Genomic DNA, 13,805 nt, shown 5'->3' with positions numbered 1-13,805 from the left:
TCATGAAAAACCTGAAAATCGCTTTATTGGCCCTGCTGGTAATTTTTACCGGCGAAATAAAAGCCCAATCACCTGCTTTATTATCGCTTGAAGCATTTACGGCCAAACTAAAACAGGCAAAAGAACCGCAGATCTTAGATGCCCGTTCGGCAGAAGAGTTTGCGCAAAATCATATCAAAGGTGCAGTAAATGTTGACGCAAAAGGGGCAGACTATCAGCAAAAACTGGATGGTTTGGATAAAGGAAAACCAACGTTTGTATACTCGATAGCTAATGGTCGCAGTACAGTACTTTCGCGCGAGCTGAGGGCTAAAGGATTTAAGGATGTAGAGGAATTGCCCGGTGGTTTAGCCAATTGGATAGGTTCGGGTTATCCTATCATTTCTACAACCCAAAAAGGCGTTTCATTATCAAAGGCCCAATTTGATGAGCTGGCGGCTTCATCACAATTAGTGTTGGTTGATTTTGGGTCGAAGTATTGCGGGGCCTGCAAAAAGCTGGTACCTGTATTGGATTCACTCAAAGCAAATTCGGCTTTTACGCCTAAAGTTATCAGTATCGAAGTTTACGACAACACTAATCTGGCCAAAGAGCTAAAGGTAAATGTATTGCCAACGCTGGTACTGTATAAAAGTGGCAAGGAAGTTTGGAAAAAACAGGGCTTTTCATCAACTGCCCAGGTTATCGCAACAACCGAACTGGCCAAAAACGGATTGGCCGCCAATAATAAATAAGCTGTAACATGATCAAATACATTGGCTACCTACTGGTAGTTATATTTTGCACGGGGCCTGTATTTGGGCAGGCCCCTAAGCAAAAGCCCAATATCGTCATTATTTTGGCCGACGATATGGGCTTTTCTGATATAGGCTGCTTTGGCTCAGAGATCAACACGCCTAATATTGACAGACTTGCCCGGGAAGGTTTAAAAATGACCCAGTTTTATAACGCGGGCAGGTGCTGTCCGTCACGTGCGGCATTGCTTACCGGTTTGTATCCGCACCAGGCAGGTGTGGGTGATATGGTAAAATACAAAGGTTCTCCGGCATACCAGGGATACCTGAATGAGCATAGCGCCACCATCGCCGAATTGCTGAAAGATGAGGCGGGTTATAACACCATCGTATCGGGTAAATGGCATGTTGGGTTGCAGCAATCTGCACTGGCCTATAACCGCGGGTTTGATCAATCATTCACCATGCTGAACAACGGGAGTAGTTATTTCAACTCGGCACCGCTTTATAATGATGGCAGCAAGATCACTTTTATGCTGAATGATAAAGAGATCACCCGCAGCGATACTTCAAAATATCTTACGCAAGCTATTACCGATTTCGCGATCAGATCATTGTATGAGATCAAAGATCAGCAGAAACCATTCTTTATGTATGTAGCTTACAATGCCCCGCACTGGCCTATTCAGGCACTGCCACAGGATATTGCAAAGTTTAAAGGCCAATACCTTAAGGGCTGGGATGTTTTGCGGAAACAGCGGTATGTGAAACAATTAGCTACAGGTATCATTAAAAAACAATGGCAGCTATCAACCCGAGATAAACGTGCCCCTGCATGGGATTCATTATCTCCCGATGAAAAAGATAAATGGGATACCCGGATGGCTATTTATGCCGCCATGGTTTACCGCATGGATGCCTGCATAGGTGAGATTATGACCAAATTGAAGCAACTGGGAAAAGACAAAAATACCATTGTCCTTTTTGCATCAGACAATGGAGGCAGCGCCGATGAGGTTAAAAGCCTGGCAACAGTAATACAAAAGAACGGCCCCCCCGGCTCCGTAAATTCGATCGACAGTTATGAGATACCCTGGGCAAATCTGAGCAATACACCATTTAAGTTGTTTAAACGCAACACACATGAAGGTGGTATAGCCACTCCGTTGATTGCCTGGTATCCGGGACATATCAAAGCCGGGACTACCAATAGCAGCACTGGCCACTTGATCGATCTGATGCCTACCTGTTTGGAACTGGCCGGGGTAACTTATCCGGCTCTGTTTAAAAACAGGCGCCTTACAACATTGGCCGGTACCAGTTTGCTTAATGTTTTTAAAGGCAAAGCTGCGTCAGGTAATGAAACTTTATTTTGGGAGCATGAAGGTAGCAGGGCCATAAGAAAAGGCCAATGGAAGCTCGTAGCCGAACCGAAGCAACCCTGGGAGTTATATGATCTGGAAGCAGACCGATCTGAAACGAAGGACCTGGCTACGAAATATCGCGCAAAGGTTATTAAACTGGAAAAGGAATACCTGGCCTGGGCAAATAAAGTTGGCGTGGTTGACTGGGAAACAATAAAGAATTTGTAACTCAACTGTCAGATTAAATCGTGCCTATCTCACGTTAATAGATATAAGTTTTTTGTTTTACATAATTTTCAAATGATATAGGCATGTTTTCTTTATAATGTCTTTAATAAAGGCTACAAAATGCAAAAAAAGCCCTTAGCGATACGCTAAGAGCTTTCCAAAACAAGTTTTCCTACAAGGGCTCGAACCTCAATCTTCAGAGCCAGAATCTGACGTGCTACCATTACACCATAGGAAAATAAACAGAACATCTGCCACTTAAAGTGATGGCATTTTGTTTAGTGCAAATATACGAAATATGCAAACCGGTGTAAACCTCGTTTTAAAAAAAGCCACATCCGGATTGTCCGTGATGTGGCTTTTTTACAGTAAGATTATGTGCGGGTTAGTCCTCGTTCACGAATGAACGCAGCATCCAGGTGTTTTTTTCGTTGAATTGCATGAAGCGGTTGATCATGTCGTTAGTGCCATCGTCTCCAGCATCGGCGGTGATGGTCAATATCTCGCGTTCCATTTTTATCAGCGCAGCCAGGTCCTCAATAATAGCTTTCACCATCAGGGTATCCTTTAGGCCGATGGTCTGGATCTCTTTGATGCTTGATGTTTCAATATAATCTTTAAAAGTACTGATAGGAGGTTTGCCAAGGCTCAGGATCCTTTCGGCAAGCTCATCAATAGTAACCAGCGCGGCAGTGTACAGCTCTTCAAATTTCAGGTGCAGGGTAAAAAAACTTGTGCCTTTAACGTTCCAGTGGCAGCCGCGCAGTTTTTGGTAATGGATATGGTAATTAGCCAGCAGGTCGTTCAGGTGGTCAACTACGGGTTTTACTTTAACTTCTTCGAGGCTTATTTCTTTAGCATTCATAAATAAATTTGATGTTTTTAAGTGTAACATGCCTTTGCGGGCAATGTTTGGTAAAGGTAAACAGTTTTAATTTTAATGAGCATATTTGCAACTTTATGACTTCGCTTTTACCCTTCATCATCAAAAATTACCAAGCCCCGGTTTGGCGTATGGAAATTGACGAAAGCAGCCAAACGCTGTTTCTGGAGATCAGGGACCATGCCGATAAGCAGGTTAGTTTTTCGGCCCTGAACCTGCAAACCGGTGAGGTTTATTTTGAAGGTTTAACTACCCCCGAGCGCTGGCTTACTGGTATTGAAGCTGCTTATGGTGGCGTATTACTACTCCATAATTACCAATCGGCCACAGGGCCGGTACATAAGGGCTTGACAGCTATTGAAGCTACAACGGGCAAGGCATTATGGAGTAATTTTACTTTAGCTTTTGATCATCTGTCGGTAAATGGCCCTGTAGTTTACAATGCCCAGCTACAACCAAAGAAATTATTTTTACTTGATGTTAAAACCGGCAATACACTAAGAGGATACGAGCCGGTTCCTGATCAACCGCTGAATAATCAGATCATTAGCCCTGAACTGTTGCCCTCAGCGGAAGTAAATAGTTTATATTTACCGCTCAGCGTATATGCAAATGCGGTTCATTATATCAGCTACAATAGATTCAGAATTGTATCTTTGCACACGCTTTTGCAGGAGCATCTTGAACAGCACTTGTTTGTATTTAACGAGGAGGGTACCCTTTTGTATCACGATTTGTTACATAACGCTATACAAAAAATGCAGCCCGAGGCGTTTGTACTACATAATAATCAGCTCATCTATTTAAAAAACAGATCGGGCTTAATAGTGTTGAACTTGTAAATTACTGTATTATAATTTATTATGAAATTTAAGATTTTATTATTGGTCGCTCCCTTACTCACACTCTCCATATCGCTTTTTGCAAACCCAGTTGTTGATTCAATTGGTGTTGAAAACCTGAACGGCAAAAAAGTGATCGTTCACAAGCTTGATCCCAAAGACAATTACTACTCTATAGGCCGTCGCTACAACGTCAGCCCTAAAGCTATTATACAGTTTAATAATAACGCCCCGCTTAAAATTGGCGGCATTGTTAAAGTACCTACCGAATTACCTTTTTCAGGTGAAGCTGCTGCACAGCCTGCCGTAACTGCGCCTGCAAAACAGGTAGCAACTACTTCTGCGCCTGTACAACAAAAGCCGGTTACCCAGGCCCCTGTTCAGCAAAACAAACCACAGGTACAAGCTCCGGTTAGCTCACCTGCGCCTGTAGCCCAAGCTACAGTAAATAAAACACAGCAAGCAGCTGCCGATACCGTTAAAAAAGTAAGCATGCTTAATGTGCAGCAATACAAAGTATCGGCGGGCGAAACCTTGTTTTCTATCGCCAAGCGTTTTAATACATCTGTTGAGGATATCAAAGCACTTAATAAACTAAGCTCTGATTCATTAGCACCTAACCAGGTGATTAATGTGCGCAGCGGTTTACCTCCCGAAGAGGTTAAACAGCCAGTAATGCAGCGCGATTCAACTTCTGTTGCTGCGCAGCAGGACACCACCGGCGACCATGGCAAAGCTAACCGTTTTGGTTTATACGAGAAAGTTGAAAAAGGCGTGGCTACCTGGATGGATGACGCCGGTTTAGATCCTAAAAAGGAGTTGGTGCTGCACCGTACAGCACCAATAGGCACCATCATTAAAATTACCAACCCTATGAACAATCATACCACCTTTGCAAAGGTTGTTGGCCGTTTTACCGATAACGAAACAAACAAAAATGTTTTGATCATCATGACCAAGAACACTGCCGATGCTTTAGGTGCTTTAGATAAACGTTTCCAGGTAAATATCAGCTACGGCAGCCCGAATGAATAAACCTTATATTATTGGAATTGCCGGCGGAAGCGGCTCAGGCAAAACCTTTTTTTTAAAGTGCTTTTTAGAACATTTTACTGCCGACGAGGTGAGCCTCGTATCGCAGGATGATTATTACATCCCGGTAGCACATAACATGACCAAGGAGGAGAACAAAGAATATAATTTTGATCTTCCTTCAACTATTGATCATGAACATTTTCAGCAGGATATCAGCAAGCTTTTAAATAAGGAAGCTATCCTGAAACAAGAATACACTTTCAATAACCCCGATGCTATCCCCAAAATGATAGAGATCAAGCCTGCACCTATTTTGATAGTGGAGGGCTTGTTTATCCTGCATTTTAAAGATATATCGGAGCTGCTTGATTTGAAAGTGTTTATTGATGCTGATGAAGACATCGCCCTGCAGCGCCGCCTTAAACGCGACCTGATAGAACGCGGCTATTCGCATGATGATGTGATGTACAAATGGATCAACCACGTGGTGCCGGCCTACAAAGAATACCTGCTGCCCTACAAAGATGAATGCGATCGCGTGATCACCAATAACACCCACGTTGCCGAGGATATTATGGTGATAACAGAAGAAATTTCGGCTGATTTGAGGGGACGTTTATTTTAAGACAGATCGCCTAAAATCTCTTTCAGTGCTTTGTCGTAATCGGCTTTGGTAATAACGCCGGCATCAAATTGTTTGTATAGTTCATGCAGCTTCAGCGCTTTTTCGGTTGTATAACCAGGATAGCCGGCTTTATAATAATCTAAAGGCGCTTTTTCCTTTTCAAACGACCAGATAAGCGCCCAAATCCAGCCGATAATAGTCCAGCCCAGAAACAGGTTTAACAGGAAGATTAATTTAAAGTCGGCTTTTTCGCGGGCAATTATAGCGGGTATAAAATACAGCAGTGCGCCAATTGCCATGCCCATCATTCCAGCAATGCCAAAGATGAAATTCATGTTTTAAAGATAGGAGTTTCTTTGAGGGATGCTATAGCGTTTTACTAAATCGTCATTGCGAGGAACGAAGCAATCGCGAGCTATACAGAGCGGACTTGCTTATTGGGGATTATTAATAATTGTAATTTGATTTTTATAGGTATTAATGAGCTCCCTACGGTCGGTTGTCTTCGTGCCTTATGATGACGTCATCGTAAATAATTGATTATCAAGTTGGTTTTTTGGGGCCTGTTTTGTGATATGGGCGTTGCCTGTGGCCCGCGCTATACGCTCATACTGCACGGGCATTAGCCACAAGGCCGGTATCCGCTACTATCGCTAACGCGCCCGGCGCACCATCGCTAAGATATATTTTATACGTCATCGCGGTGTTTTTCAGGGTTTCCTTGATGGTTACTCAATGACGTGACTACAGAATTATTTCCGGCACGTCGCCTTCAATAATAAGCTTCCCTGCCGTAGCCTGTTTTATTTCTTCAACACTTACTCCCGGAGCCCTTTCAATAAGCCTGAAGCCACCTTCGGGCAAAACGTCAAATACACCCAGCTCCGTCACAATTTTTTTAACGCAGTGTACACCGGTGAGGGGCAGTGTACATTGAGGCAGCAGCTTTGATTCGCCTGCTTTGTTTACGTGCTGCATGGCTACAATGATGTTTTCGGCCGATGCTACAAGGTCCATAGCGCCGCCCATACCCTTAACCATTTTACCGGGGATTTTCCAGTTGGCAATGTCGCCGTTTTCGGATACTTCCATAGCACCCAGGATGGTAAGGTTTACCTTTTTAGCCCTGATCATCCCAAAGCTCATCGCCGAATCAAATATTGCCGAGCCGGGTAGCATGGTAATGGTTTGTTTGCCTGCATTAATGGTATCAGGGTCTTCCTCCCCTTCAAATGGGAAAGGCCCCATACCCAATAAACCATTTTCGGACTGTAATACCACATCCATAGTATCCGGTATATAATTGGCTACCAGCGTAGGGATCCCAATGCCAAGGTTAACGTAGTAACCGTCTTTTATTTCTTTTGCAATTCGCTTTGCGATGCCTTGTTTGTCTAACATAATTCAATTTGAAAATGTGTTTTGTAGCTCCCGTCATTGCGAGGAACGAAGCAATCCCCAACAAGCGCAGCAGCGAAGCAAGTACCCCTGTATAGTTCGCGATTGCTTCGTACTTACCCATGACATAATTAAAAAAGGGTGTCATGCTGAGCTTGTCGAAGCATAGCGGGGTGGGCCTCTGCACGCGTCCTTCGACAAGCTCAGGATGACAAGCCATCCACGCCTAATGTCATTTCACCTTCAGAGGACTTCGGATTTTACCTACTCACAATGACGTGATGTTTTAAGCTTAGTTTTTACTCCTTACCGTCGCATGCTCTATGCGTTTTTCATAGTTACTTCCTTTGAAAATCCTGTGTACATAAATACCCGGTGTATGGATATGATCCGGATCAAGTTCGCCGGGTTGCACCAGTTCTTCTACTTCGGCAATGGTTATTTTTCCGGCCATGGCCATTACCGGGTTAAAATTGCGGGCGGTTGAGCGGTATACAAGATTACCCATAGTATCACCTTTCCAGGCCTTTACAATGGCAAAGTCGGCATTAAAAGCCATCTCCATTAAATAATCCTTACCATTAAAGTTGCGCACTTCCTTGCCTTCGGCCACTTCGGTGCCAATACCTGCGGGGGTGAATATGGCGGGCATGCCGTAACCGGCGGCCATACAGCGGGTGGCCAGCGTACCTTGTGGTATCAGTTCCACTTCAAGCTCGCCGCTTAGCAACTGGCGTTCAAATTCGGCGTTTTCGCCCACGTACGATGAGATCATTTTTTTTACCTGGCGCTGCTTCAGCATTAAGCCGATACCAAAGTCATCAACCCCGGCATTATTGGAGATACAGGTGAGATGCTTAACCCCTTTTTTTACCAGGGCGGCAATACAATTTTCGGGCAATCCGCATAATCCGAATCCGCCGAGCATAAGGGTCATGCCGTCGGTAATATCGCGGATGGCCTCATCAGCACCACTAACTACTTTATTCATATATTATAATTGGTTGCTATAAATTTAAGTAAAATAAGCTTAATGCTTATTGTTATGTAGATAACTTCCTACCGCACCACTGTGTTTTTATAAATGATGTTTTATAGGTTTTATAAAACAATTGGAAATTAATTGTATTAATAATTAATACATCAAATATCAAAACCTATGGAATTACGAGATGACGAGTTCAGGAGCGACGAGCTTAAACGCCCCGAACATGAAGGAAATAAACCCAATGCTTACCGGGTAGATGACGACAATAATGAGGATGAAAAAGACCTGAAACGAAGTTATTTGTTTGGCAGCTCAGAAATGAAAAGCCCAAATGACCCGGGTATGGAAGGAAACGGTATGGGAGGCCAAAACTTTGGCCAAAACAATATCACCCCGGCGGGTAATGATAAAGACAACCCCTCGCAAATGGCGGGCAATAATAACGAATACTTTAACCGCACCCAGCCTGCCGAAGAACATCCCGAAAACAGCAATTTTAAAGATCCTAACCAGGCAGGTAACGCCAACTACGGCAATGTGATCAACGTGTCACAAAACGGCCGTTCGGATGAAGACAGCGGACAAACGGAAATCAGTAATAGCAAGCCCAACCCGCAGCAGCAATACCAGGAAGGAACTGCTGACGATGACGGGGATGCCAGCAAAAAGCAACAAACCAATATTCCCGGGCCTAATGAGTTGCCTGATCAGCAGAGGGTAGGAGAGTAGGATAGAGTCTTGCGCTCGTTTGTAACGAGCGCTTAACCTGGGTTAGCGTTTATAACGCGACTGGCGATGCAATCGCCAACCATAGTAAGCGCTCGTTGCAAACGAGCGCAAGAAATAAGGATATCATTTTACCACTTAACCGTCTTCTCCATAAAAGCGGTCAAATCATCGGCCATAGCTTGCTGCTCTTTCAGGCTCGGATGCCCCGGTGTATTTTTATAAGGAATAAAGTGCGTGTAAATGCCTTTATCGTTTAAAGCAGCAACGGCCTTTTCGATATAACCAGGCCATGGCGATCCTGCTTTGGTTGCATCCATGCTGCCCAGCGCGCAAATGATCTGTGCTTTAGGATATACCTTGCGGATATTTTTTACAAACTCTTTATAAGCTTTAATGATCTGCTCCGGCTCGGGGGCTTTACTGCCAAAGCGCTCTTTAAACTGTGGATTGTTGGGTTGGTTTACAATCCACGAATCATTTTGAAACAGGTTGATCACTACTACATCGGGCGTATATTTTTTGAAATTCCAGGTGCTTGTTGGGTCTGTTGGATCAAGGCGGTTATACATTTCGGGCATAATGAGCGGGAACCAGCTCACCGTAATGCCGATACCGCTTTTAGAGGTGCAAACATACTGTGCATCAAAGTGACGGGCGGTAAGGGCTGCATAGCTAAGGTAGCCGTTTTCGTAAGGGGCGCTGCCGCGGTCTTGCCCGGTGGTGTCCTCATCGGCATAGCCGCAGGTAATGGAGTTGCCGAAAAATTCGATCTTACGTTTTTGGGTCTCCGGAGGAGGAAGGGCAGTGGCGTCTTTAGCTAAGGTAAACTGATAAAAAAAGGTTTTGCCTTTGTCCCATTCAGTTCGTTTAAACAGCTCGAGGGTGTGCTTGCCCGCTGGCAGATTTTCGGCAAGGGTATAAGCCTGCTTGGTATTATCAAGGTGAATGGTGTTTACAACCTTGTCATCAACAATGATGGTAAAATAGTTTTCGCCCCGTTCATCCTGCATCACAGCCGATGCGCCTGTTCCGTCAAAACTAATTTTTAATGATGAGCCCGTCCAGTACAGTTCGGCAGCTTCATCAGTTTGATTGATCCGCCCGGTGTAACGGATGCGCTGATCTTTGCTCTTTAAAATAATATTTTGAGCAAGACAGCTTGTTATTGAACCGGTAAATGCAATGAAAAGTACAAGAAAATATAATCTGCGCATCTTTATTAGGGTTTGGCCGCCCTAAAAATAGGAAACTTATACAAAATCAATGCAGCAAAAAAAATCTCCTCTATGCCTGCCGTTGTTGGTGTTGTCACCAACAACTTCTAAATTATGTTTTTTAATTACGTTACCGTTAATAAAACTGGTAAGCAAATGTTGTTGGTGACAACACCAACAACGGCGGGGGGAAACTTATACAAAATTAATGCAGCAAAAAAATCTCCTCTTGAGAGGGGGCGCGTAAGGAAGGTGTGTTGGCAGGGGTGTGCTTATGCGATTGACTTGCCAAAGCAAAACATACCCTTTTATGTCGTTGTTTGGTGTTGTTAGGAAACTATATACCTGTTAGATCATGGTTATCCAACTGAATGATATTTTATAATGTGGAGTATTTCAAAAAATAACAACAATCCCACTAAAGTAATGCCCGCATAAATAATGAACCACCATATTTTTAGAGAGGTTGTCTTATTCGAAATTTTTTTTCCATTTATTAAATACAAGATTGTTGCACCGATCAGTACGAGTATTAAGGCCATAAGCTATTGCTTCTTAGGTTTGTCTGTGCCGTTGTTGGTGTTGTCACCATAGGTGTTCGGAAGATTTTTAATTCCCTCCCTTGGGAGGGGTGCGGCTGGATTTCGTGGTGGCAGGGAGGGGTTTATACGTCATTTCAGGCTAATAAGTCTGTGAATGAAACCCCTCCCTACACCCTCCCAGGGGAGGGAATCGCACAATCCCTCGCTTTTTTTATTTCTTCCGAACACTTCTGGTGTTGTCACCAACAACGGCGGGGAAGCGGATAAGTCATTGGCTTATCCACTAAATATTTGTTAAGAAACTATCATTCAATCGGCATCCCAAACTGCAGCAGGTAACCATTATAGTCAAAAACGCCGAACTCGCGCATGCCGTAATTAAAATCTTCAATGGGGTAGCAAATTACTGCCCTGTCTTTCAGTTCGCTCCACAAGAGGTCAACCTTATCCGTGCGGATATAAAATGAGCCGGTAAATTTGGGCACGGTGAACGATGCATTATCAACAGGCAAAGCTAACATGATCTCGATATCATCACGGCTTACCGTGGCCCAGCCCCAGTCCTCATCATAGCCAATACAGGTAAAACCAAGGTTATTAATGTAAAAATCAACACTTTCCCGAACCTGCCGGGTGTATAACATAGGAGCAATAGATTTTAAAGACATAGTTTATTTGAAATAAGTTAAGGTTGAATAGGTAAATTAATGCTAACAATCGTGAACCGTCATTGCGAGGTACGAAGCAATCCCCGATTGGCAGAGCGAATATGCAAATGCGCTTTGTATAGTTTGGGATTGCTTTGTACCTTATAATGACATTCCTTGTTATTTGGTTATTTATTTTAACCTTGCGTTTACTTCAAATATACATAAGTTATTCCATCTCCGCCACGGTCGGCATGTTCATCTTCCATCCGGTCAACCTGCTCATATTTTTTAAGATATTGCCTGATCATTTTACGCAAAATCCCATCGCCCTTGCCATGAATGATCTTGAGGTTGTTAAAGCCCATCATCAGTGCGCGGTCAAACAGTTTTTCAATGGCGTGAAGCGCATCTTCGGTGCGCTGGCCACGCACATCAATCTCCGGACTAAAACTGGCCATATCACTGGTATGCGAACTAAAATTACGCCTGATCTCTTTAGGTACCGATGATTTGGAAACTTTGATCACGCGTTTCTTTTTAGCAACCGTACGCAAATCGCCTATAGCAATCACCACATTTTCTTTAATGATCTCTATCACCTGGCCTGTAGTTTCCGAATCGGTGAGTTTCACCCAGTCGCCGGGTTTTAGCTCCTCATCAACAGGAGCAGCAGGTTTTGGGGCCTCAGTTTTAACGGTGTTCTTTTTAAGCTCAACATTCAGATTTTCGCGCAGCTGCTTTGTTTTTTCTTTATCGGCATTGCTGCTCTTTATTTCGGATATGGTATTTTCAACCAGCTTGTTTGCGTTCAGGATAATGTTCTTGGCCTGATCCTTGGCTTCCTTAATCAGTGTGCGTTTATTTTCTTCGAGATAGCTTTTCAGTTTCTCGTTTTCTGCAAGCAGCTCATTAACCTTTCGTTGTTGTTTGTCCAGTTTTTGTTTGGTTTCAAAAATGGAGCGTTTTTCACGTTCAAGATCAACCAGCAGGGTGTCCACCTTTTTTTGCCCTTCGCTTATTTTGTTTTTGGCGAGGTTAAGCACGTTGGCCGGTAATCCTATTTTTTGGGCAATTTCAAAAGCATATGAGCTGCCGGGCTTGCCAATCTCCAACTGGTACAGCGGCCTCATCTCAATGTTATTGAACAGCATAGAGGCATTTTCAATGCCCTCGGTATTGCTGGCAAATATTTTAAGGTTGGAGTAGTGCGTGGTTACCATTCCCTTAACTTTTTTTTGATTGAGTGATTCCAACACAGCTTCGGCAATTGGCCCGCCAAATTGCGGATCAGTACCGGTACCAAACTCATCTATCAGGATCAGGGTTTTGCCGTTGGCCTGCTCCACAAAATTTTTCATTTTGGACAGGTGGGCGCTATACGTACTCAAATCACTTTCTATCGACTGGTCATCGCCTATATCAACAAAAAGTTGCTTGAACACACCTACGACACTGGCTTCATCCGCGGGGATGAGTAAGCCGGCCTGTACCATCATCTGTAATAAACCAACGGTTTTCATACAAACAGATTTACCGCCGGCGTTGGGGCCCGATACCACGATGATGCGGGTACCTTCGTCTATCTGCATATTGAGTGGGACAACCGTTTTTTTCTCTGCCTTAAAATTCAGGAACAATAGCGGGTGACGGGCATTGTATAATTTAACCCTGGCCTCGTTTATCACCTGCGGCATTTCGGCCTCAATATCAATGGCAAACAGGGCTTTGGCGCGCACAAAATCAAGCTTGGTTAACAGGCCGTGATAGGAGAGCAGCAAAGGCACATAGGGCCTTAATTCGGTGGTTAAAGCGGTCAGAATTTTTACTATTTCCCGGCGGCGTTCAAATTCCAGGTCGCGGATGCGGTTGTTGAGTACAAATACCTCTTCGGGCTCAATGTAAACTGTTTGGCCCGAGGCCGACTCATCGTGTACAAAGCCTTTCAGCTTGCGTTTGTTTTCGGCCAGCAGGGGGATCACCAACCTGCCATCACGTACAGTTAATGAACCATCGGCAGCCCAACCGTTTGATGTGGCATTTTTAAAAACCATATCAATTTTTTTGCGGGCTTCCTGTTCGGCTTTGGCAATGCCTGTGGTAATTTCCATCAGTTCGCGCGATGCATTGGGCCTGATCTTGCCTTTTTGGTCAATCACGGCGTCTATCTTTTTAAGGATCGCCTTTTCAATAGGCAGGTGCTCAAAAAGGGCTTCAAGGTTAGGGTACAGGCCTTCACGCTCGTTAAAATAAGCAATAACGGCAAATACCGTGGTTAACGAAGCCTGAACCTGGTAAAACTCTTCTTCGCTTAAAAAAACGCCCTCTATACGGGCTTTATTGGCAAGGGACTTTATATCGAAAAAATGCTGAATAGGCAGCGCCTCATCATTAACCAGGATATTCTTAAACTCGTTTGCCTGGCTCAGGAATTTATGGATCTGGTCGTAATTGCTCATCACCTGGATCTTGTCAACCATTTGTTGACCCATTTCGCTCAGGCAATGTGCTTTTATCAGTTCTTTTATCTCGGTAAAACCCAGCTTATCTACACTGTTTTGGGGGTAAAGCATCAG

Annotated in this window: 13 protein-coding genes; 6 read left to right on the top strand and 7 right to left on the bottom strand. The window is 43.9% G+C overall.

Annotated features, from left to right (window positions below; genetic code table 11):
- Positions 1–2 precede the first annotated feature (2 nt).
- Both ABID99_RS16320 and ABID99_RS16315 read left to right on the top strand, forming a co-directional pair.
- Positions 3–734: a thioredoxin domain-containing protein gene (locus ABID99_RS16320; RefSeq protein WP_090523942.1), complete on the top strand. Its 732-nt coding sequence runs from the start codon at positions 3–5 to the stop codon at positions 732–734.
- 8 nt (positions 735–742) lie between these two features.
- Positions 743–2,326 (top strand): arylsulfatase, encoded by a 1,584-nt coding sequence (locus ABID99_RS16315; protein WP_373614370.1) that lies wholly within the window; start codon positions 743–745, stop codon positions 2,324–2,326.
- A 385-nt stretch (positions 2,327–2,711) separates the two neighbouring features.
- Here ABID99_RS16315 and ABID99_RS16310 read toward each other — a convergent pair whose 3' ends face one another.
- Entirely contained in the window at positions 2,712–3,191 is a 480-nt protein-coding gene (locus ABID99_RS16310) for a Dps family protein (protein ID WP_090526149.1), read from the bottom strand.
- Positions 3,192–3,286: 95 nt separating this feature from the next.
- Between ABID99_RS16310 and ABID99_RS16305 the strand changes: the two genes are divergently transcribed.
- Genes ABID99_RS16305 through ABID99_RS16295 form a run of 3 tightly spaced genes read left to right on the top strand, consistent with a single transcriptional unit; the run spans position 3,287 to position 5,711 of the window.
- Positions 3,287–4,051, top strand: coding sequence for a DUF4905 domain-containing protein (locus tag ABID99_RS16305; RefSeq protein ID WP_176623441.1), 765 nt, complete (start codon positions 3,287–3,289; stop codon positions 4,049–4,051).
- 21 nt (positions 4,052–4,072) lie between these two features.
- Entirely contained in the window at positions 4,073–5,086 is a 1,014-nt protein-coding gene (locus ABID99_RS16300; RefSeq protein WP_090523953.1) for a LysM peptidoglycan-binding domain-containing protein, read from the top strand.
- Entirely contained in the window at positions 5,079–5,711 is a 633-nt protein-coding gene (locus ABID99_RS16295; RefSeq protein ID WP_091163301.1) for a uridine kinase, read from the top strand. The genes ABID99_RS16300 and ABID99_RS16295 overlap by 8 nt, the downstream gene beginning before the upstream one ends.
- On the opposite strand, the gene ABID99_RS16290 is transcribed toward ABID99_RS16295, so the two are convergent.
- From ABID99_RS16290 to ABID99_RS16280, 3 genes are all read right to left on the bottom strand, one after another.
- Positions 5,708–6,046, bottom strand: a complete 339-nt coding sequence (locus ABID99_RS16290) for a superinfection immunity protein (protein WP_090523962.1) — start codon at positions 6,044–6,046, stop codon at positions 5,708–5,710. The genes ABID99_RS16295 and ABID99_RS16290 overlap by 4 nt on opposite strands.
- Positions 6,047–6,455: 409 nt before the next feature.
- Positions 6,456–7,112, bottom strand: coding sequence for a 3-oxoacid CoA-transferase subunit B (locus ABID99_RS16285; protein WP_090523970.1), 657 nt, complete (start codon positions 7,110–7,112; stop codon positions 6,456–6,458).
- Positions 7,113–7,401: 289 nt separating this feature from the next.
- Positions 7,402–8,100 carry a CoA transferase subunit A gene (locus tag ABID99_RS16280; RefSeq protein WP_373614369.1) on the bottom strand — a complete coding sequence of 233 codons (699 nt, stop codon included), beginning with the start codon at positions 8,098–8,100 and terminating at the stop codon, positions 7,402–7,404.
- Between the two features lie 168 nt (positions 8,101–8,268).
- Between ABID99_RS16280 and ABID99_RS16275 the strand changes: the two genes are divergently transcribed.
- On the top strand, positions 8,269–8,826 hold the full coding sequence (locus tag ABID99_RS16275; protein WP_373614368.1) for a hypothetical protein: 558 nt from the start codon (positions 8,269–8,271) through the stop codon (positions 8,824–8,826).
- Between the two features lie 128 nt (positions 8,827–8,954).
- Here the strand turns inward: ABID99_RS16275 and ABID99_RS16270 are convergent, their stop codons facing one another.
- From ABID99_RS16270 to ABID99_RS16260, 3 genes are all read right to left on the bottom strand, one after another.
- Positions 8,955–10,040 carry an SGNH/GDSL hydrolase family protein gene (locus tag ABID99_RS16270; RefSeq protein ID WP_373614366.1) on the bottom strand — a complete coding sequence of 362 codons (1,086 nt, stop codon included), beginning with the start codon at positions 10,038–10,040 and terminating at the stop codon, positions 8,955–8,957.
- A gap of 847 nt (positions 10,041–10,887) precedes the next feature.
- Positions 10,888–11,250, bottom strand: coding sequence for a VOC family protein (locus ABID99_RS16265; RefSeq protein ID WP_208102442.1), 363 nt, complete (start codon positions 11,248–11,250; stop codon positions 10,888–10,890).
- 188 nt (positions 11,251–11,438) lie between these two features.
- The gene (locus tag ABID99_RS16260) at positions 11,439–13,802 is read right to left on the bottom strand and encodes an endonuclease MutS2 (protein WP_373614364.1); all 2,364 of its coding nucleotides are present in this window, start codon (positions 13,800–13,802) and stop codon (positions 11,439–11,441) included.
- Positions 13,803–13,805 lie beyond the last annotated feature (3 nt).

This window comes from Mucilaginibacter sp. OAE612, assembly GCF_041806395.1.
Taxonomy (GTDB): domain Bacteria; phylum Bacteroidota; class Bacteroidia; order Sphingobacteriales; family Sphingobacteriaceae; genus Mucilaginibacter; species Mucilaginibacter rubeus.
The sequence above is the reverse complement of the archived record's forward strand: the minus strand, read 5'-3'. Positions and strand labels throughout refer to the sequence as shown.